The following is a 19,413-nucleotide window of genomic DNA, read 5'->3' on the forward strand; positions in this document are numbered from 1 at the left end:
GCGCGGTGGCGTGGTCGCGGACGCGGCGATCGGCCGGTCGGTGCCGCCGGAGCCCCGGAGCCCGTCGGCCCTCGGCCGCCGCTCGGTGTGGTGGACGAGGTCGTACCGCGGTGCCGAGGCCCAGGCCCGGGCGAGGACGGTGGTTCAGGGCCTGTCGTCGAACTCCCGCCGTCGTCCGGAGGGCGGCTTCGCGGCGGCCGGTGCGTGCTCTCGGCGTGCCGGGGCGGAGGCCTCGTACCGGCACGTACTCAAGGGCTCGGCCGGTGCCGCGGGATCCCGTGCCGGCGTCGCGAGGTGGGTGGAAGTCCGACGCCGGATTCCGGGGGTCCGTCGGGGCGATCATGTGAGCCCCACCCCCTCGGGGCCGGGCCGCAGTTGAGCGGATCGGGTGGGGGCCGCCTCCTCGTGGCCGCGGCCCGAGGTGTCGGCTGCGAGCCGGGCGGTCGCGGCGACCGGGTCGGTGTTCCGCCCCGCCCGGTGGGGGCGTTGAAAAGGGTGCTGCCCGTCCGGCTCCCCAGCCGTACGGGCAGCACCCTTCACCTGCCGTCCGTCGCGCCCCCGTCCCCACGGGGTTCGACAGGCCGATGTCCCGGTCCGGGCCGCTCTCCCGGACCTGGTGCGCCGCTCAGCGCCCCAGCATCACGCCCACGGACGACGCCTGTGCCACCACCTGGTCGAAGCCCCCGAAGAGGAAGAGCAGGATGGCGGCCAGGGGGAGCACCATGGCCGCGGCCACCAGCGGGTGACGCGTACCGGACTCATGGCCGTTGAACGCGAATGCCTTGCGTCCCTGCCGTGCGATGTCCGCCATGGTCCTCTCCCTGTCGTTTGGCAGCGGCGGGCTTGACCTCGGGGGACGAGTGCGTCACCCGCCGCTTGTCCTCAACACTAGGCGGGCGCAAGGCCGCCGGCCTCATGCCCTCGTACCCATTGGCGGGCCTCCAGGAGGATGACGTACCCGCCCCCGACTACTCCCCTGGGTGGAGACCGCTCCCCCGTTGTGAGGGTCTTCCCGGAGGGGATGACCGGAGGGTAGTGACTTCGCTCACTTCCGTCACTCCCCGCGCACGCGTGTCCTCGTGCGGGACGTTGACGCGCCCCTGCGGCCGTTCGGCCCGCCGCGGGTCGCGTCCGCCCGTCCGGGCGGGCCGGTGGACTTCCAATCACCTTGGGGCGAAGGGCTCTTGGGGAATGTCACGGGTTCGGGGCAAAGAGTGCCCGATCGGGCGGCGCAACCCCCAAGTGGCCTGCTCCGTACTGACAATCGAATCCTGCGGCGAGGGCGCGGCCTCTGAGCGCGCATGGCGGATGGTCCGTAAGCTGTGCCAGGTCAACAGGACGACCGGTCAGCGGGGTGGACATGGCGATGATGCGGCTCCGGCGCGAGGACCCGCGTGTCGTCGGCTCGTTCAGACTGCACCGACGGCTCGGTGCGGGCGGCATGGGCGTGGTCTACCTGGGGTCGGACCGGCGCGGGCAGCGCGTCGCCCTCAAGGTGATCCGGCCCGACCTCGCCGAGGACCAGGAGTTCCGGTCGCGCTTCGCGCGCGAGGTGTCCGCCGCCCGCCGGATCCGCGGCGGGTGCACGGCGCGGCTGGTGGCCGCCGACCTGGACGCCGAGCGCCCCTGGTTCGCCACCCAGTACGTGCCCGGCCCCTCGTTGCACGACAAGGTCGCCGAGGAGGGGCCGCTGACGGCGGCGCAGATCGCCGCGATCGGCGCGGCGCTGTCCGAGGGCCTGGTCGCCGTGCACGAGGCGGGGGTGGTCCACCGGGACCTCAAGCCCTCGAACATCCTGCTCTCCCCCAAGGGTCCCCGGATCATCGACTTCGGCATCGCCTGGGCGACGGGTGCGAGCACCCTCACCCATGTGGGTACGGCCGTCGGCTCCCCCGGCTTCCTCGCTCCCGAACAGGTGCGCGGCGCGGCGGTCACCCCGGCCACCGACGTGTTCGCGCTCGGTGCCACCCTGGCCTACGCGGCGACCGCCGACTCACCCTTCGGGCACGGCAGTTCCGAGGTCATGCTGTACCGGGTCGTGCACGAGGAGGCGCACCTCCAGGGAGTGCCGGACGCCCTCGCGCCGCTGGTCTCGGCCTGTCTGGCCAAGGACCCGGAGGACCGGCCGACCACGCTCCAGCTGTCGATGCGGCTGAAGGAGATCGCCGCCCGCGAGGCGCAGGGGCTCGGCGACGGCAGGCCGCCCGCGCAGCGCGCCCGGCCGGAGCGGCCGACGGGACGGATCGCCGACGAGTACGCCGAGCAGCGCACGGAGCGTCGTACGGGTGGCGGTACGCCCACGCCCCGGGCGCAGGCCCCGAACAGTGGGCCGCACTCGCGGCCCTCGTCGCCGCGCAACCAGCCCGGCTCCACCGCGGGGCGTACGGCCGGGCGCACCGGCGGGCGGCCGGCGCCGCGGACGACCGGGGCGGGACGGCGGCCCTCCCGGCCCGATCCCAAGCTGATGCGGCAGCGGCTGATCGTGTTCGTCGTGGTGACGCTGGTCGTCGCCCTGGGCATCGCCCTCGCGCAGCGGCTCTGACGGACGCGCGGGCGGACCGGCCGGAGAGCCGGTCCGCGGGCGTGTGCGGCGGGGTCAGGCCCCGGCGGCGCCGGCCACCGCGTAGAAGGCGACGGCCGCGGCCGCGCCCACGTTGAGCGAGTCGACGCCGTGCGCCATCGGGATGCGCACCCATTCGTCGGCCGCCACCAGGGCCTGGGTGGACAGGCCGTCGCCCTCCGCTCCGAGCATGAGCGCGACCCGGTCCAGGGTCCGGGGGGCCGCCTGGTCGATCGGTGAGGCCTTCTCGTGCGGGGTGAGGGCGAGCAGCTTGAAGCCCGCCTCCCGTACCGAGTCCAGGCTCTTGGGCCAGGCTTCGAGGCGGGCGTACGGGACGGAGAACACGGCGCCCATGGAGACCTTCACCGAGCGGCGGTAGAGCGGGTCCGCGCAGTCGGGGGACAGCAGGACGGCGTCCATGCCGAGGGCGGCGGCGCTGCGGAAGATGGCGCCGATGTTGGTGTGGTCGTTGACGGCTTCCATGACGGCGACGCGGCGTGCCGTGGACAGCAGTTCCTCGGCCGTGGGCAGCGGCTTGCGCTGCATGGAGGCGAGGGCGCCGCGGTGCACGTGGTAGCCGGTGACGCGTTCGGCGAGCTCCGGGCTGACCGCGTAGACGGGGGCGGGGAGCTCGTCGATGACGTCGCGCATGACGTCGACCCACTTGGCGGAGAGCAGCATCGAGCGCATCTCGTAACCGGCGTCCTTGGCCCGTCTGATGACCTTCTCGCCCTCGGCGATGAACAGGCCTTCCGCGGGCTCGCGCCGGCGCCGGAGTTCGACGTCGGTCAGGCCCGTGTAGTCGCGCAGGCGCGGGTCGTCGGGGTCTTCGACGGTGATGAGATCAGCCACAGGGTGATACTGCCTTGTCCTGGGTGTGGTGCCAACGGCCTGTCAGGCGCCGGCGGTGGGGAGTTCGGGGGTCGATCCGGACGCGGGGGTCGCCGCGGTACCGGGGGGCGTGGGGGTCGCGGGGGTCGCGGGGGTTCCGACGCGGACGACCTCGCCGATGACGATGACGGCGGGCGGCCGGACCTCCTGGGCGCGGACCGTCTCGCCGACTGTGGCCAGGGTGGCGTCCACCCGGCGCTGGGTGGCGGTGGTCCCCTCCTGGATCACGGCGACGGGGGTGTCGGCGGAGCGGCCGTGACGGACCAGGGCCGCCGCGATCAGGCCGATCTTGTCGACGCCCATCAGGATGACCAGGGTGCCGGTGAGCTTGGCGAGGGAGGCCCAGTCCACGAGGGAACGCTCGTCGTCGGGGCCGACGTGACCGCTGACCACGGTGAACTCGTGCGCGACGCCGCGGTGGGTGACCGGGATGCCGGCCGCGCCGGGCACCGAGATGGAGCTGGAGATGCCGGGCACGACGGTGCAGGCGATGCCCGCCTCCGCGAGGGCCTGGAGTTCCTCCATGCCGCGGCCGAAGACGTACGGGTCGCCGCCCTTGAGGCGGACCACGGCCTTGCCGGCCTTGGCGTGCTCGATCAGGGCGTTGTTGATGGCCTCCTGGGCCATGAACCGGCCGTACGGGATCTTCGCGGCGTCGATGACCTCGACGTGCGGCGGGAGTTCGTCGAGGAGGTCGCGGGGGCCGAGCCGGTCCGCGATGACCACGTCGGCCTCGGCCAGCAGGCGGCGGCCGCGGACGGTGATCAGGTCCGGGTCGCCCGGGCCGCCGCCGACGAGGGCGACGCCGGGGGTGTTCTTGTGGCGGTGGCCGGGGGCGACGAGGGAACCGTCGCGCAGGCCCTCGACGACGGCGTCACGGACGGCGGCGGAGCGGCGCGGGTCGTTGCCGGTCAGCACGGCGACGGTGACGCCCTCGACGCGGCCGGTGGCCGGGGTCCAGGCGGTCGCTGCGGAGGCGTCGTCGGCGCGGACGCACCAGACGCGCTCGCGTTCGGCCTCCGCGGAGGCGCGCTCGTTGTCGTCCCGGTTCTGCGTCGCGATCAGGGCGTACCAGGCTCCGGCGAGGTCGCCGTCCTGGTACCGGCGGCGCTCCCAGCGGATCTCGCCGGTCTCGGCCATCGCGTCCACGGAGGGGGTCGCGGAGGGCGAGATGAGCAGGACGTCGGCACCGGCCGCGATCAGCGCGGGCAGACGGCGCTGGGCGACCTGGCCGCCGCCGATGACGACGACGCGGCGCCCGGCGAGGCGGAGGCCGACGGGGTAGGCGGGGTATGCCGGGTTTGCCATGGCGGTTGCGGCTCCTGATGCGGCGGGGGTTGCGTGCCGCTGCGGCGCTGGAGCGGCGGGGGGACTGACGTGCGGTTTGTGGTCCGGGTCCACCTTACGGCGCGGGTGCCCGGACCGGGCGTGGCGGGGTGTCCGCCGGACCTCCGGACGGATACCGGGCGGACCTGCCGGCGGATGGCCGGGCGGGTGCGGGCGGCGTGCCGCGGCGGGGGGTCGGGGGCGGGTTCCGGGGATGCCCCCTGGGCGCCGCCCGGGCTGCCCCGTGGGAGACGGGCTGGCCTGCGGAGCGGATCCCGGCGCCCCTGACGGCGCGACCCCGGAGGTGGCCCACGAAGGGCCGGGAAGGAGCCCGCCCCGGAGTGCCTCGCAGGGGGCCGGGCCCGCCAGGGGCAGGTCGGGACTGCGACGGATCCGGAGCACCTGACGGACGCGACCCCGGAGGTGGCCCACGAAGGGCCGGGGAAGCGCCCGCCCCGGGGTGCCCAAGGAGGGGATCGGGCTGCGCCTGCGGGGTGATCCGACGCCTCCCGGCGGGCGCGATGCCGGAAGTGACTTGCCGGAGCGCCGCGCAAGGTCGTCCGGGCTGCACCCACAGGGGCGATCCGACGGTGTCGGATCCCGGGGGCGACCTGCCTGGGGTGCCTCGCAGAGGTTGGGGGGCGGTTCGCGGACGCGCCTGTGCTCCGACCGTCGGAGGCGGCGGCCCGCCTGGGGCACTTCGCCGAGGCTGCCCGCCGTTCCCGGAGGTCCTGCGTCCGAACCCCGGACATGGCCTGCGGGGCCGCCTTCGCCGAGGCTGCCGGCCGGTTCCCGGGAGGGGGCACGTGGCTCGAACGCCGGAACCGGACCACCTGAGGCGCCCCGCCAAGGCTGCCGCCGGTGTCCGGGAGGGCCCGCGCCTCGAAAGCGGGAAGCGGGAAGCGTTCCGCCCGGGGTGGCTCGCCGCGGCTGCCGGCGGTCGTCCGCCGCCGCCTGCGGTCCGGGCTCCCGGAGTGGTCTGGCCGCAGGCGGGTCCCGGGGGCTCGGAATCGCGGAGGTGGCCTGCTCGGGTGCTTCGCCGGGGCCGTGCGGGCGGGTTTCCGGGGAGGTGTACGACCGGCGCGCCCCGGGAGGCGGCGAGCCCGGTTCCCGGGGGTGGGAGCCGGGCTCGGGGCCGGGTGGGCTACTTCTCGGTGACGCCCGCCGAGTCGAAGGTGGCCACCTCGTGCATCGCGCGGGCGGCGCTCTGGACCAGCGGGAGGGCCAGCAGGGCTCCCGTTCCCTCGCCGAGGCGGAGGTCCAGGTCGACCAGCGGGCGCAGGCCGAGCTTGTTCAGGGCCGCCACGTGACCCGGCTCCGCGCTGCGGTGGCCTGCGATGCAGGCCGACAGGGACTCGGGGGCGATGGCGCGGGCCACCAGGGCGGCCGCGCCGGCGCTGACGCCGTCCAGGATCACCGGGGTGCGCAGGGAGGCGCCGCCGAGGAGCAGGCCGACGATCGCCGCGTGCTCCAGGCCGCCGACGGCCGCGAGGACGCCGATCGGGTCCGCCGGGTCGGGCTGGTGGAGTTCCAGGGCCCGACGTACGACCTCGATCTTGCGGGTGTGGGTCTCGTCGTTGATGCCGGTGCCACGACCGGTGACCTCCGCCGGGTCGACGCCGGTGAACACCGAGATCAGGGCCGCGGACACGGTGGTGTTCGCGATGCCCATCTCGCCGGTGAGCAGCGCCTTGTTGCCGGCGGCGACGAGGTCGCGGGCGGTCTCGATGCCGACCTCGATGGCCGCGATGGCTTCCTCGCGGGTCATCGCGGGGCCGACCGAGAAGTCGGCCGTGCCCGGGCGGACCTTGCGCGGGAGCAGCCCGGGCGTCGCCGGGAGGTCCCCGGCCACGCCGACGTCGATGACGCAGACCTCGGCGCCGACCTGGTTGGCGAAGGCGTTGCAGACCGCCCCGCCGCCCAGGAAGTTCGCGACCATCTGGGTCGTGACCTCCTGCGGCCACGGAGTGACGCCCTGGGCGTGGACCCCGTGGTCACCGGCGAAGATCGCGACGGCGGCGGGCTCGGGGATCGGCGGCGGGCAGACCCGGGAGAGCCCGGACAGCTGGGCGGAGATGATCTCCAGCATGCCCAGCGCCCCGGCGGGCTTGGTCATGCGCTTCTGCCGCTCCCAGGCCTCGCCGAGCGCCTTCGCGTCGAGCGGGCGGATGCCGGCGACGGTCTCGGAGAGGAGGTCGTGCGGTTCCTCGCCGGGCAGCGCGCGGCGCCCGTACGTCTCCTCGTGGACGACCCAGGCCAGCGGGCGGCGCTGGGACCAGCCGGCCTGCGCCAGCTCGGGCTCCTCGGGGAACTCGTCGACGTACCCGACGCACAGGTAGGCGACGACCTCCAGGTGCTCCGGCAGGCCCAGCGCACGGACCATCTCGCGCTCGTCGAAGAAGCTGACCCAGCCGACGCCGAGGCCTTCGGCGCGGGCGGCGAGCCAGAGGTTCTCGACGGCGAGCGCGGAGGAGTACGGGGCCATCTGCGGCTGCGTGTGCCGGCCGAGGGTGTGGCGGCCGCCGCGGGTGGGGTCGGCGGTGACGACGATGTTCACCGGGGTGTCGAGGATGGCCTCGATCTTGAGTTCCTTGAACTGCTTCGCCCGGCCCTTGGGCAGCGACTTGGCGTACGCCTCGCGCTGGCGCTGGGCGAGCTCGTGCATGGTGCGGCGGGTCTCGGCCGACCGGATGACGACGAAGTCCCAGGGCTGCGAGTGACCGACACTGGGGGCGGTGTGGGCCGCCTCCAGGACGCGCAGGAGCACCTCGTGCGGGATGGGGTCGGTACGGAAGCCCTTGCGGATGTCGCGGCGTTCGCGCATGACGCGCAGGACGGCCTCGCGCTCGGCGTCGGCGTACCCGGGGGCCGCCTCTCCGACGGACGCGGCGACGGCCTCGGGGAGAACGGGCGCCTCGGGCCGCTCCCCGGCCTCGGGGGCCTCGAAGACGGGTGCGGCCCCGGGGGCGGCCGACTCGACCGGTGCGTCGGCCGGCGCGGGCACCGCCTCGGCGGGGGGCTCGACTGCCTCGGGGAGCGCCTGCTCCGCGGGCACCGGGTGGGCGGGCGCCTCGACGGCCTCGGGGGCGGACTCGACCGCCCCGTCGGCCGGAGCGGCCGGGGCGTCGGGCGCGGCGGCCGGGGCGGGCTCGGGGTGCGGCTCGACGGGGGCCTGAACCACCGTTTCTGCGGGGGCCGGCTCGACCGGCGCCCCGGCCACGGCCTCCACGGGAGCCACCGGGACGACGGGGCCCTCGGATGCGGCAGGAACCTCGGCGGGCACCGGTTCGGCAGGGACCTCGACGGCGGCCGGCGCCTCGGGGGCCGGAGCCGCCTCAAGCTGGTCGGCGTGCTCCGGGAGCTCCGGCGAGACCGGCTCGGGCCCGGGAACCGCGACGGCTTCGGGGGCGGCGACGGGCTCGGGAGCAGCGACGGGCTCGGAGGCGACAACGGGCTCGGGGACGGCGACGGGCTCGGGGACGGCGACGGGCTCGGCGGCGGCGGGCTCGGCGGCGGCGGGCTCGGGAGCCTCCGCGACCGGCTCCGGTGCGGGTTCCGGCTCGGGCGTCGGCACGGCGACGGGCTCGGCCTGCTCGGCAGTGGGCTCCGCGGACTGCTCGACCTGCTGCTCGGGCTGCTCGACCTGCTGTTCGGCCTGCTGCTCCGGGACCACCTCGGCGGCCGGCTCGGGCGCCGGGACGGCCTCGGGCGCGGGCACGACGACCGGCGCCACCGGCTCCGGCGTCGGCTCCCCCGCGGCGCCGGTGGCGGCGGGGTCCGCGGCGTCGGCGGTCGGCCGGGCGTCGGACGCGGCCTCCGCGACGGGCGCCGGATCGGCGACCGGCTCGGTGGGCGCGGGTTCGGCGGCGGGCTCCGTCGCCCACGCGTTCCCGGCCTGCGCCGGGATCTCGCCGGGCTGCTGCGGGGCGGGCCGGGCGGCGGCCTCGACGTGCGAGAAGTCCAGGTACTCGGGGCCGGTGGTCGGCGGCCCGGCGTGACGCACGGGAACGGGCTGCGGCATGCCCGCCAGGCTGGGCGCGGGGACCGCCGGAGCGGGCGCGGGCGCAGCGGCCGGGCCGCGGTCGGCGAGGGAGCGTACGACGCCGCCGGTGGCCTCGGGCACGGGCGGGCCCATGTGCAGCGGGCGGCGGGGCGGGGTGACCGGGGCCGCGGGGGCCGCGGGCGGGGGCGCGAGCAGGCCGCCGAGGTCGAGGGAGCCGGAGTCGCGGCCGCCGGTCTCGTGGGCGCCGGCGCTGTAGGCGGCGGGTTCGGCGTAGGCGTCGGGGAACCCGGCCGGGGGGAGGCCGCCGTCGGGGAACGCGCCCTCGGCGTAGGAGCCCTCGGGGAAGCCGGTTCCCGGCTGCGCGGGGAGCGGGTACCCGGCGTCGGGGAGGCCCGCCTCGGGGAAGCCGGGGTGCGCGGGCTGCGGGTAGCCGGGCGCGGGGTGCTGCGGGTACTCGGTGTACACGGGCTCGGCGGGGAAGTCGGTCGGGAAGGCCGGCACCGGCGGAACCACCTGCGGGTCGCTCCAGGCGCCCTGGCCGCTCGGCATCAGGAGCAGTTCCTCGTCCTCCGCCTCGGCCGGGTCGTCGACGAGGTCCTGGAAGGCGTAGCCCGCCGGGACCTGGGGCGGTACGGGGGGCAGCGGCGGAAGGGGCGGGACCGGAGCGGGGATGCCCTGCTGATCCACCATGCCCGCGTCGTCCGGGTGGCCCTCGCCCGGAATCTGGCCGGTGTCAGTCATGCGTACCCCTCGCCCATCGATGTTGCCTCTTCGATCGCCCGGTCGCCCACGAGGCCGCCGAGCGGAGTCGCCGTGCGGGGTTGCCGTGCGACATGTCCGCCGCACCTGCGCCTTCACAACAACTCCTGAGCATTGTCGCGCTCGTCGGCCACCCTGTCGGCCATAAACCGGCGCGGTCGGCTGTGGACTGCGCCACGTCATGCGTGCCGCAGGGCGGTACGACGATCGGCCAGCCTACCCCGGGCTCCGCTCTAGCGGCTCACGGGGCGTTCGGCTGCCAGCAGGAACACCACGGAACGGTCCTGTTCCGCCCAGGTGCGGGTGTCGAGGCCGACGGACTGCAGGAGCGCGCACTCGACGACGTACCCGTGTTCGGTGAGGGTGCGGCCGATGGCCTCGGCCTCGTCGCGCGTGGAGGCGTGGCTGACGATCCGTTCGGGGCGCCGGTCGGCGACGGCGGCGACGACCTCCGCTCCCCCGCCGCCGACGCGGACGACGTCGGGTTCGGGCAGGTACTCCAGTACGACGGGTGCACGGCCGGCGAGGACCTGGAGCTGGACACCGCTCTTGCGGGCGGCGGCGGTTGCGCGTTCGCAGGCGCGCGGGTCGGCGTCGACGGCGATGACGGCGGCGCCGAGGACGGCCGCGTCCACCGCGAAGGCGCCGGAGCCGGTGCCGATGTCCCAGACGAGGTCGCCGGTTCGGGGGCCGAGGCGGGCGAGTTGCGCGGCGCGCAGCTGCGTCGACTCCCCTTCGCCGATGCTCCCGGGGCCTGCGGGGAGGTCCTGGGGGCGTGCCCAGCCGCGGCCCGCGGCGGGGCCGGGGGTGCGGCCGAGGAGCCAGCCCGCTTCGGCGGAGGCGGCGGAGTGTCCGGCTCCGCCGATGACGATGACGACGTTCGGGTCGCGCCAGGTGTGGTCGGCGACCTTGTCGGAGGTGAGCACGGTGACGCGCTCGCGTTCGGTGCCCAGTTCCTCGCAGATGACGAAGGTGCGGTGGACCCCGTCGAGCAGCAGGGCGAGTTCCACCGGTCCGGCGCCGGGCGAGGTGAGGACGGCGACCTTGCCGTGGGCCCGGCAGACGTTGACGGCCCGACGCAGGGTCCGGGGGTGGGCGACGACGACCTGGGCGTCGTCCCAGGGCATGCCGGCGCGGGCGAAGGCGGCCGCGACGGCGGACACCGCGGGGACGACCTCGACCTCCAGGCCGTGCTCCGGGGCCCGCAGGGTGCGTACGACGCCGAAGAAGCCGGGGTCGCCGTCGGCGAAGACCACGGCGGTGCCGCGGTGGCCGGCGATGCGGCGCGCGGCGAGGCCGAGGCTGCCGAGGCGGATGCGTTCCGCGGTGGGCGGGACCTCAGGGAGCGCGAGGTGGTGGGCGGCGCCGGCCACGAGGGTGGCGGCGGAGAGGGCGGACCTGGCGGCCGCGGTGAGCGCCGAACCGTCCCAGCCGATCACAGTGACCCGATCGGCCATCGTCGTCAGTCTCCTGTGGTGGGGGGCAGGCGAAGCTGTGTCGCGGGGTCGGGCACGGTGAGACTACCTGGTCACGGGGTGGTGCCGGTCGGCGTGCCGGTCAGTGCCAGTCGGCGCCGACGGCGTACCCGCCGACGTCGGCCCGGCGGCCGTAGGCGTACTGGTCCTCGTCGCCGGAACGGCCGGCGCCGCTCCCCTGGACGTCGTACCCGTCATAGCCGTCGTACCCGTCGGTGTCGTCGAGGTCCTCGGGGACGAGGCTCCAGACGATGAGGTCGGTACGGGTCTCGACCCAGCTGCCGTCGGTCGCCTGGGTGCGCACTATCCAGGCGTTGCGCAGGACGCCCTCGCTGATGCAGCCGATCTTCTGTGCGACCTGTTGGGAGGCGGTGTTGTCGGCGGCGGTCCGCAGTTCGAGGCGCTCGAAGTGCTGGTCGCGGAAGAGCCATTGGGCGACGGCGAGCACCGACTCGCTGGCGTATCCCTCGCCGCGGGCCCAGGGCGCGGTGACGTAGCCGACCTCGGTGGTGCGGGTGTGCCAGTTGGTGTTCTGGAGGTGGACGATGCCGACGAGTCGCTGGGTGAGGAACTCGGTGACGGCGAAGACGATGCCCCGGCCCCCGGTGCGTTCCGCGTGGGCCTGCCGGGTGGCCCAGGCTTCGGCGTCGGCGTGGGTGTAGGGGTGCGGCACCGAGGTCCAGGCGGTGATGTGTTCGTCGTTCATCATCTCGGCGAGCGCGGTGACGTCCTCTTCCTCGAAGGCACGCAGCACCAGCCGGTCCGTGCTGATGGTGACGTCCGGGAAGGTGGTAGTCATGCGCAGCTCCATGCCTGAGAACGTGGGGCGACCGTGGTGCGGGACCGTTCGTGCGGGTCGTAGGCCACAGCATGCAGCATCGACCCGGGGATGTGCAGGGTCGGGCTGCCCGGAAGCGGGCAGCCGGGGGGCCCTGCGCCCATGACTTCGGCCCCGCGCGCCCTGGTGGGTGCGCGGGGCCGGAATCCGGCCGTCGACGGGGCGATCCCCATCGGCGGGGTGGTGCGTCAGGAGGCGGCGGGTGCGCCGAAGGCCGGGGTGACCGAACCCTGGTACTTCTCCTCGATGAACTTCTTGACCTCGTCGGAGTTCAGGAGCTTGGCGAGCTTCTGGACACGGGGGTCGTTCTGGTTGCCGTCCTTGACCGCCAGGAAGTTGGCGTACGGGTTGCCCTCGGCCTTCTCCAGGACCAGGGCGTCCTTGGCCGGCGACAGGTTGGCCTCAAGGGCGTAGTTGCCGTTGATGATCGCGGCGTCGACGTCGTTCAGGGCGCGCGGGACCGTGGCGGCCTCCAGCTCCTTGAACTCCAGTCCCTTCTTGTCGGTGATGTCGGACAGCTTGGCGCTGGTGCCGACGCCTTCCTTGAGGGTGATCAGGTTGTTCGCGGCGAGCAGCTGGAGCGCGCGACCCTCGTTGGTGGTGTCGTTGGGGACGGCGATGGTCTGGCCGGCCTTGATGTCGGCGACCGACTTGACCTTCTTGGAGTAGAGGCCGAGGGGCTCCAGGTGCACGTTCACGACGGGCACGATGTGCGTGCCGTTCTTCTTGTTGAAGTCGTCGAGGTACGGCTTGTGCTGGAAGTAGTTGCCGTCGACCTGGCCCTGCTCGGTGGCGGTGTTGGGCAGGACGTAGTCCGTGAACTCCTTCACCTCCAGCTTGAGGCCGTCCTTCGCCGCGAGCTTGTCCTTGACGAAGTTCAGGATGTCGGCGTGCGGGCTCGGGGAGGCCGCGATGACCAGCGCCTTGCTCTCGTCGACCTTGGCGCCGTCGGCCTTGGTGGAGGAGGCCGGGTCCGAGGAGCTGCCGCAGGCGGTGAGGCCGAGGGCGAGCGCGGCGGAGGCGGCGGCGAATGCGGTGAGCTTGATGTTCTTGCGCACGAAGAGTGCCTTTCTTGCTGCGGGTACCGGGGTGCCCGCTGGGTGGTGGCCCAAGCACGACAAGTGCGGGCTCTCTTGGGAGGGGAAAACCTTTGTGCCGCGTCGGGCGGTCAGGCCGTCCGGCCCCTGCGGGACAGGACGCGGACCACTCCGTCGCCGATCAGCTGGATGACCGTGACGAGGGCGATCAGGATGACGACGGTGGCGACCATGAAGCCGGTCTCGAAGCGCTGGAAGCCGTAGGTGATGGCCTTGGACCCGAGCCCTTCGCCGCCGACGGCACCGGCCATGGCCGAGTAGCCGATCAGGGTGATCAGGGTGGTGGTGACGCCGGCGATCAGCGAGGGCAGGGCCTGCGGCAGCAGGACCTTGCCGACGAGGGTCGGGATGCCGCCGCCCATGGACTCGACGGCCTCGATCAGGCCGTGGTCCACCTCGCGGACGGCGGTCTCGACGAGCCGGGCGAAGAAGGGGATCGCACCGATGGACAGCGGGACGATCATGGCCGTGGGGCCGATGAAGGTGCCGACGACCGCGGTGGTGAAGGGGATCACGGCGATGAGCAGGATGATGAACGGCAGCGAGCGGCCTATGTTCACGATCACGCCGAGGACCTTGTTGAGCGGCTGGTTCTGCAGGAGGCCGCCCTTGTCGGTGAGGACGAGCAGGACGCCGATGGGCAGTCCGCCGAGGACGGTCACCAGGGTGGACCACAGCACCATGTAGAGGGTGTCGTAGGTGCCCTGGGTGAGCAGGGGCTGCATCTCGGACCAGGTCACTTGGCACCATCCTCGACCAGTGCGGCCAGCTCGGAGTCGACGTCCTGCGTCGTGGGTTCGTCGTCGACGACGTCGACCTGGAGGCCCTGCTCGCGCAGGAAGCCGACGGGGACCACGTTGTCCTCGTAGCGGCCCGGGAGCTCGATGCGCATCCGACCGACCTGCCGGCCGCCGACGGTGTCCATCGCCGCGCCGAGGATCGAGATGTCGATGTTGTAGGTCCGCGACAGCTGGGAGATGACCGGCTGGGTCGCGGCGTCGCCGTGGAAGGTGACGTCGATGACGGTGCGGTCCGGGCCGGTGGCGTTGCCACTGACCGGGAAGAGCTCCCCGGCCAGTTCGGAGCCGGGGGTGGCCAGCAGTTCGGCGACGGTGCCGGACTCGATGATCCGACCCCGCTTCATGAGCGCGGCGGAGTCGCAGACGGACTTGACGACGTCCATCTCGTGCGTGATGAGCAGGACGGTCAGGCCGAGCTGCTGGTTGAGGTCGCGCAGCAGCTGGAGGATCGAGCGGGTGGTCTCGGGGTCCAGGGCGCTGGTGGCCTCGTCGGAGAGCAGCACCTTGGGGTCGCCCGCCAGGGCGCGGGCGATGCCGACGCGCTGCTTCTGGCCGCCGGAGAGCTGGGCGGGGTAGGCCTTGGCCTTGTCGGCGAGGCCCACGAGGTCGAGGAGTTCGGTGGCCTTGCGGGAGCGCTCGCGGCCGGAGACGCCGAGGATCTCCAGGGGCAGCTCGACGTTGGCCTGCACCGTCCGTGACGACAGCAGGTTGAAGTGCTGGAACACCATGCCGATGCGGCTGCGGGCCTCGCGGAGGTCCTTGCCGGCGCGCCGGCCGCGACCGGCCAGCGCGGTGAGGTCGACGCCGTCGACGGTCACCGTGCCGGTGGTGGGACGCTCCAGCAGGTTCACGCAGCGGATGAGGGAGGACTTGCCGGCTCCGCTCTGGCCGATGACTCCGTACACCTCGCCCTCGCGGACGTGGAGGTCGACGCCGTCCAGGGCGGTGACCTCGCGGCCACGGGACTGGTAGACCTTCGTGAGGCCCGTTGTGGTGATCACAGGAATTCCGTCGCTGTCGAGTGCACGGCGCAGCGGGGTGCCGGGCACGGGGCAAACATCTGGGGACGCAATACGGGTCCGACCGTCACAAATGGATGACGTCGACACGTGCGCGGGGCAGGAGCGGTCCGTACGGTCGGTCAGGTGCCGACGTGGTGGCGGAGTGGCTCGGCCGGTCTCGCTTCGGGGCGCGGGACTGCAGGAAAAGGGGCCCTCAGAAGGCGCACATTCGACACATACAACGAGCACCGGGCGTCGTGGTCGCCTCGGTCGCAAGGGTGCGGCTGCTCGTCGTGGTCATGGGCCCAAGTAAAGCAGACATGGCGACTCACCGATCAACACTGTCCGTATAGCGGACGGATTCTGGCCGCATTACGGACAACCCCGGTCACCCCCGGTCGGTCGTCTCAAGCGTCACTCCGGTGTCGGTGACCAGTGCCGACACGGCCGAGAGGTCCCTCACGACCACGTCCGCGTCGAGCTCCGCGGCGGGGTGCGTTGTGGTCAAGGCCACGGTCCTCATGCCGGCCGCGCGACCGGCGGCCAGGCCCGCGGGGGCGTCCTCGAAGACCACGCAGCGGGCCGGATCGACGCCCAGGCGGCGGGCGGCGAGCAGGAACGGCTCCGGGTCGGGCTTGCCGCGCGTGATGTCGTCGGCGGCCACCAGTTCGGGGAAGTCGACGCCCACCTCGCGGAGCCGGGCCTCGGCCAGCGGGCGGGTCGCGGAGGTGACCACGGCCCAGCGGCCCGCGGGCAGCGCGGACAGCAGTTCCTTTGTGCCCGGGAGCAGGACGACCCCGCCGGCGACGTCCGCCACCTCCAGGGCCTCGATGCGGGCGAGGGCCTCGGCCCGCACCTCCTCGGGCAGCAACTCGGCGATGATCTCCGTCGCGGGGCGGCCGTGCAGCACGACCCGCGCGAAGGCCTCCTCGGCGATCCCGTACTCCCGGGCCCAGCGGTCCCAGCAGCGGTGGACGGATTCCATGGACGACACGAGGGTGCCGTCGTTGTCGAACAGCAGGGCTTCGGCATGCATCTTCATGTCTTCCAGCAAAGCCCGCGCCCAGGGGTGAGCGCATCGGGTCTTTCGGCCCGTAATACCCTCGCTGCATGCTCGACGCCCTGACGGTCGCCATCGGCGCGGCCGCCCTCGCCCTCGCCGCCTGGTGCGGCCACGCCGCCTGGCGGGACCAGCCGACCAAGGACTGGCACTTCATCGGCATGGCCGTGGTGACCGTCCTGGTCCTGGCCCAGCTGGTGATCGGCCTGGTCCAGCTGGGTCGGGGCGAGAAGCCCGGCCAGGGCACGGTGATCTTCGTGGCCTACCTGTTGGGCGCCTTCGCGGCGGTCCCGGCCGCCGGGATGCTCTCGCTGACCGAGCGGACGAAGTGGGGTTCGGTGACCGTGGCCGCGGGCGCGGTCGTCCTCGCCGTCCTCGAAGTACGGCTCTACGACATCTGGGGAAGCACCGGTGCCTGAGACCAACACGACCGCGACCGAGCCCGCCGGACGGGGCCGCCTCGTCTCCGGACCGGGGCTGCTGCTGGTCTGGCTGTACGGGGTGATGGTGGTCGGCGCCGTCTCGCGCTCGGCGTACCAGATGTCCACGGAGTTCGACCGGGCCCCGCTGGCGTACTCGCTGTCCGGGGCGGCCGCGCTGGCCTACGCCTTCATCACGTACTCACTGGTGCGGGGCGGGGAGCGGGCCCGCAAGGCGGCCCTGGTGTGCTGCGCCGTCGAACTCGCGGGCGTGCTGGCCGTCGGGACCTGGACCCTGGTCCGCCCGGAGGCCTTCCCCGACGCGACCGTCTGGTCGGACTTCGGCATGGGCTACCTGTTCATCCCGGTGATCCTGCCGATCACCGGAATGCTCTGGCTGCGCGCCAGGCGCGACACGGCGTAGACGTGCGGGAACGGCAGCCCTGACGCGAACGGCCCCGCGGTGCGGGGCCGTTCGCGTCAGCGGGCGGGCCTTCGGCCGAATGGACCGAATGGACCTAGGCGCTGACCGCGAAGTCTGTGGCGTCCTTGGCTTCCTTCTCCAGGATCACCAGCACCACGCCGTCGGAGGCGGTGCGGTTGCCCACGGCCAGGTAGCCGGCCTTGCGGTAGAGCCGCAGGTTCGACTCGCTCTTGTGGCCCGTGTGCAGGCGGAAGCGGGTCGGGGACGTCAGGTCCGCGAGGGCCTCCTCGACGCCGCGCAGCAGGCGGGCGCCGAGGCCGTGGCCCTGGAGCCGCGGGTGCACGCACAGCTTGGCGATGCTCGCCGTGCCGTCCTCGCCGACGCGGCCTCGCACCGTGCCGACCACCTCGTCGCCGAGGCGGGCCACCAGGACGGTGTCCGAGGCCAGCTCCGCCTTGAGGGAGTCCAGGGACTGGGTGAGCGGCTGGATGAGGTAGTTGCCGTACAGCTCCGCCTCCCGCTGGAACGCCAGATACTGCAGCTTGAAGATCTGCTCGGCGTCCTCGGCGGTCGCCGCCGAAATCGTCACGCTCATGCCCATGTGCGCATGCCTCCCGCTCACCTGGTGGCCCTTTGGTCTACCGCTCCTTTCCCCGCAGGCCAGGAGCCGCAACCTCTGCAGCGAGCATTCTGCGCAGACATCCCAGGCAACGGGAACGGACGGGCCCCAAACTTCCTTGTGAGATACCCAACTCTCCTGCGATTTCACGGTAAGTGAGGTCTCTCGGCGAAAGAAGTGCTCCCATGAGTTCCGGACAGCGTCCGGGCAACCGGGCTACCGCCGACCGAAGGGCCCGGTTGTCCTCGCCGTGCAGCAGGGCGCCTTCCGGCTCCCCTCCGGCATCGGCGGGCGACCCGCCGTACGGGACCTCCCGCCGGGCCCTGCGCCGAGCGAGCCGGGCCTCGGCCCGCACGGCCCGCCGCAGCCAGCGGGCCCGGCCGGTGGGCCCGGCGGGTTCGGTCTCGCGGGGGCCGTGCTCCAGCAGCCTTACCCAGACGGCCTGTTCCAGGTCTGCGGCGTCGACCCCGGCGGCCGGGGCTTCCGCGGCGGCCTCGGCGGAGAGCAGCGGGCCGAGTTCGGTCAGGAGGTCGGAGTCCTTCAGGAGGTCCATGCCGGGCGGGACGCGGGGGCCGGGCCGGACGGTTTCCCCGCCGGACCCGACCCACCCGTACGGGGACGGGGGCCTGCCGGTTGACGCCTGCGTCGCCGACGCCGCCCGGCCCTAGCGGTCGGCGCCGCGGCCGGGGCGGAAGGCCTCCGCGGCGAGCAGGCCGGTGTCGGGGTTGTCGGTGAAGATCCCGTCGATGCCCTGCTCGAAGTACTTCGCGTACGCGCCGAAGGCGTCCCCGTACGCGGCCGGATCCGTGCCCCTGCGGTACTCGGCCGGCAGGAAGCTGTTCTCGTTGCGCGCGGTGTAGGGGTGCAGCAGCAGCCCCCGTGCGTGGGCGTCCTTGACGAGGGTGGTGGGCGTGCCGAGCCTTCCGGCCGCGTCGCGCGGGATGACCAGGTCCAGGGTGGGGCCGATGCCCTGGGCGAAGCCGGAGATCCACTTGAGGCCCTCGGGCTTGACGAGGTCGGCGACGGTGCGGGGGTCCTTGGCCACCTCGAAGTCCCAGGGCCGGGTGTTCGCGGCGGAGAGCAGCACCACGCGGGGTGCGGAGACCAGCCGGGAGAGCCGCTGGATGCTGGAGGGTTCGAAGGACTGGAGGAAGACGGCGGCGTCCCGGCCGTCGCGTCCGTAGCGGCGCAGGAGCCGGGTGAGGGGCTCCTCCAGGCCCAGGCCCAGGGCTCGGAAGTAGGTGGGGTGCTTGGTCTCGACGTGCAGCCAGACCTGCTTGTCGCGCCGTCGGCCCTCCCGGTTCGCCCAGCGCAGGACCTCTTCGAAGGTGGGGACGGCCCACCGGCCGTCGTAGAGCGTGTTGCGCTGGCGGACCGCGGGGATCCGTTCCTTCGCGCGCAGGGTCTTCAGTTCGGCGAGGGTGAAGTCCTCGGTGAACCAGCCGGTGACGGAGACCCCGTCGATGGACTTGGTGGTGCGTCGGGCGGCGAAGGCGGGATGGTCGGCGACGTCGGTGGTGCCGCCGATCTCGTTCTCGTGGCGGCAGACCAGGTGGCCGTCCTTGGTGGGGACGATGTCCTGTTCGATCACGTCGGCGCCGAGGTCGAGGGCGAGCTGGTAGGAGCCCAGGGTGTGCTCGGGCCGGTAGCCGCAGGCACCCCGGTGGCCGATCACCGTCGGGACCGGCAGGTCCCGGTAGCCGCCGCCCCCGCCCTGGCCGCCGCCGGCCCGTTCGCCGCCGGCCGCGGAGGCCGTGCCCGCCCCGAGGGCGGTCATCGAGGTTCCGGCCGCCAGGACCGCCGCCCCCAGGACCGTGCGCCGCGCTGCCCCACCCTGTGTCATCCGTGCACTCCTCGGTCTGAAAGGGGCTCGCTCTCCCGGGGTTCCGGGTGTCCCGCGGCCCGAATCGGCCTGCCGATGGTAGGCAAGGGAGGGTGACGGGAACGCGCTCCACCGCGGAACATGGCGGAAACGTGCGTCAACATCGCGTATCCGCCTCGTGAACCCGATGTGCGATCAGGGCTGACCCGCGAGTATCGTCCTCACCTGCACTACCGCCGTGTGGTGCGAAACCGCTTTTCGATGCCGGAGGGCTCACGTTGTTCCGTACCGCGCTCATCAAAGCCACTGTCGGACCGGT

Annotated in this window: 16 protein-coding genes; 3 read left to right on the top strand and 13 right to left on the bottom strand. The window is 73.6% G+C overall.

Features of this window, described 5'->3' with window-relative positions:
- Positions 1–625: 625 nt before the first annotated feature.
- Positions 626–811: a hypothetical protein gene (locus ACFVS6_RS25265; protein WP_389707103.1), complete on the bottom strand. Its 186-nt coding sequence runs from the start codon at positions 809–811 to the stop codon at positions 626–628.
- Between the two features lie 543 nt (positions 812–1,354).
- Here ACFVS6_RS25265 and ACFVS6_RS25270 point away from each other — a divergent pair.
- Positions 1,355–2,542, top strand: coding sequence for a protein kinase (locus ACFVS6_RS25270; protein WP_389707105.1), 1,188 nt, complete (start codon positions 1,355–1,357; stop codon positions 2,540–2,542).
- A gap of 54 nt (positions 2,543–2,596) precedes the next feature.
- Here the strand turns inward: ACFVS6_RS25270 and ACFVS6_RS25275 are convergent, their stop codons facing one another.
- The 9 genes from ACFVS6_RS25275 to ACFVS6_RS25315 all read right to left on the bottom strand — a co-directional run bounded on the left by ACFVS6_RS25275 (position 2,597) and on the right by ACFVS6_RS25315 (position 15,792).
- The gene (locus ACFVS6_RS25275) at positions 2,597–3,412 is read right to left on the bottom strand and encodes a TrmH family RNA methyltransferase (RefSeq protein WP_389707107.1); all 816 of its coding nucleotides are present in this window, start codon (positions 3,410–3,412) and stop codon (positions 2,597–2,599) included.
- Between the two features lie 42 nt (positions 3,413–3,454).
- Positions 3,455–4,759 (bottom strand): uroporphyrinogen-III C-methyltransferase, encoded by a 1,305-nt coding sequence (gene cobA, locus ACFVS6_RS25280; RefSeq protein WP_389707109.1) that lies wholly within the window; start codon positions 4,757–4,759, stop codon positions 3,455–3,457.
- Between the two features lie 1,162 nt (positions 4,760–5,921).
- Complete coding sequence (gene cobT, locus ACFVS6_RS25285; RefSeq protein WP_389707111.1) at positions 5,922–9,521, bottom strand: nicotinate-nucleotide--dimethylbenzimidazole phosphoribosyltransferase; 3,600 nt, start codon at positions 9,519–9,521, stop codon at positions 5,922–5,924.
- Positions 9,522–9,772: 251 nt separating this feature from the next.
- The gene (cbiE, locus tag ACFVS6_RS25290; protein WP_389707113.1) at positions 9,773–10,996 is read right to left on the bottom strand and encodes a precorrin-6y C5,15-methyltransferase (decarboxylating) subunit CbiE; all 1,224 of its coding nucleotides are present in this window, start codon (positions 10,994–10,996) and stop codon (positions 9,773–9,775) included.
- Positions 10,997–11,096: 100 nt separating this feature from the next.
- On the bottom strand, positions 11,097–11,813 hold the full coding sequence (locus ACFVS6_RS25295; protein ID WP_389707115.1) for a GNAT family N-acetyltransferase: 717 nt from the start codon (positions 11,811–11,813) through the stop codon (positions 11,097–11,099).
- A gap of 227 nt (positions 11,814–12,040) precedes the next feature.
- Positions 12,041–12,910 carry a MetQ/NlpA family ABC transporter substrate-binding protein gene (locus ACFVS6_RS25300; protein WP_389707117.1) on the bottom strand — a complete coding sequence of 290 codons (870 nt, stop codon included), beginning with the start codon at positions 12,908–12,910 and terminating at the stop codon, positions 12,041–12,043.
- 110 nt (positions 12,911–13,020) lie between these two features.
- On the bottom strand, positions 13,021–13,689 hold the full coding sequence (locus tag ACFVS6_RS25305) for a methionine ABC transporter permease (RefSeq protein ID WP_389707119.1): 669 nt from the start codon (positions 13,687–13,689) through the stop codon (positions 13,021–13,023).
- Positions 13,686–14,750, bottom strand: coding sequence for a methionine ABC transporter ATP-binding protein (locus ACFVS6_RS25310; protein WP_389707171.1), 1,065 nt, complete (start codon positions 14,748–14,750; stop codon positions 13,686–13,688). The genes ACFVS6_RS25305 and ACFVS6_RS25310 overlap by 4 nt, the downstream gene beginning before the upstream one ends.
- Before the next feature lie 388 nt (positions 14,751–15,138).
- Positions 15,139–15,792 (bottom strand): HAD-IA family hydrolase, encoded by a 654-nt coding sequence (locus ACFVS6_RS25315; RefSeq protein WP_389707121.1) that lies wholly within the window; start codon positions 15,790–15,792, stop codon positions 15,139–15,141.
- 68 nt (positions 15,793–15,860) lie between these two features.
- Here ACFVS6_RS25315 and ACFVS6_RS25320 point away from each other — a divergent pair, with 68 nt between their 5' ends.
- Positions 15,861–16,229 carry a hypothetical protein gene (locus ACFVS6_RS25320; RefSeq protein ID WP_319192802.1) on the top strand — a complete coding sequence of 123 codons (369 nt, stop codon included), beginning with the start codon at positions 15,861–15,863 and terminating at the stop codon, positions 16,227–16,229.
- Positions 16,222–16,653, top strand: a complete 432-nt coding sequence (locus ACFVS6_RS25325) for a hypothetical protein (RefSeq protein ID WP_389707123.1) — start codon at positions 16,222–16,224, stop codon at positions 16,651–16,653. Before ACFVS6_RS25320 ends, ACFVS6_RS25325 begins: the two co-directional genes overlap by 8 nt.
- A gap of 94 nt (positions 16,654–16,747) precedes the next feature.
- Here the strand turns inward: ACFVS6_RS25325 and ACFVS6_RS25330 are convergent, their stop codons facing one another.
- From ACFVS6_RS25330 to ACFVS6_RS25340, 3 genes are all read right to left on the bottom strand, one after another.
- Positions 16,748–17,254: a GNAT family N-acetyltransferase gene (locus ACFVS6_RS25330; RefSeq protein ID WP_389707173.1), complete on the bottom strand. Its 507-nt coding sequence runs from the start codon at positions 17,252–17,254 to the stop codon at positions 16,748–16,750.
- A 37-nt stretch (positions 17,255–17,291) separates the two neighbouring features.
- Positions 17,292–17,825 (bottom strand): RNA polymerase sigma factor, encoded by a 534-nt coding sequence (locus ACFVS6_RS25335; protein ID WP_389707125.1) that lies wholly within the window; start codon positions 17,823–17,825, stop codon positions 17,292–17,294.
- A 111-nt stretch (positions 17,826–17,936) separates the two neighbouring features.
- Positions 17,937–19,115, bottom strand: a complete 1,179-nt coding sequence (locus tag ACFVS6_RS25340; RefSeq protein WP_389707126.1) for a glycerophosphodiester phosphodiesterase — start codon at positions 19,113–19,115, stop codon at positions 17,937–17,939.
- Positions 19,116–19,413 lie beyond the last annotated feature (298 nt).

This window comes from Streptomyces sp. NPDC057939 (assembly GCF_042887545.1).
In the GTDB taxonomy this organism is placed as follows: Bacteria; Actinomycetota; Actinomycetes; order Streptomycetales; family Streptomycetaceae; genus Streptomyces.

Coding starts and splice junctions, on each gene's coding strand:
- ACFVS6_RS25265 (WP_389707103.1), bottom strand. CDS start 811: ATGGCGGACATCGCACGGCAGGGACGCAAGGCATTCGCGTTCAACGGC.
- cobA (WP_389707109.1), bottom strand. CDS start 4,759: ATGGCAAACCCGGCATACCCCGCCTACCCCGTCGGCCTCCGCCTCGCC.
- cobT (WP_389707111.1), bottom strand. CDS start 9,521: ATGACTGACACCGGCCAGATTCCGGGCGAGGGCCACCCGGACGACGCG.
- cbiE (WP_389707113.1), bottom strand. CDS start 10,996: ATGGCCGATCGGGTCACTGTGATCGGCTGGGACGGTTCGGCGCTCACC.
- ACFVS6_RS25295 (WP_389707115.1), bottom strand. CDS start 11,813: ATGACTACCACCTTCCCGGACGTCACCATCAGCACGGACCGGCTGGTG.
- ACFVS6_RS25315 (WP_389707121.1), bottom strand. CDS start 15,792: ATGAAGATGCATGCCGAAGCCCTGCTGTTCGACAACGACGGCACCCTC.
- ACFVS6_RS25320 (WP_319192802.1), top strand. CDS start 15,861: ATGCTCGACGCCCTGACGGTCGCCATCGGCGCGGCCGCCCTCGCCCTC.
- ACFVS6_RS25330 (WP_389707173.1), bottom strand. CDS start 17,254: ATGGGCATGAGCGTGACGATTTCGGCGGCGACCGCCGAGGACGCCGAG.
- ACFVS6_RS25335 (WP_389707125.1), bottom strand. CDS start 17,825: ATGGACCTCCTGAAGGACTCCGACCTCCTGACCGAACTCGGCCCGCTG.
- ACFVS6_RS25340 (WP_389707126.1), bottom strand. CDS start 19,115: ATGACACAGGGTGGGGCAGCGCGGCGCACGGTCCTGGGGGCGGCGGTC.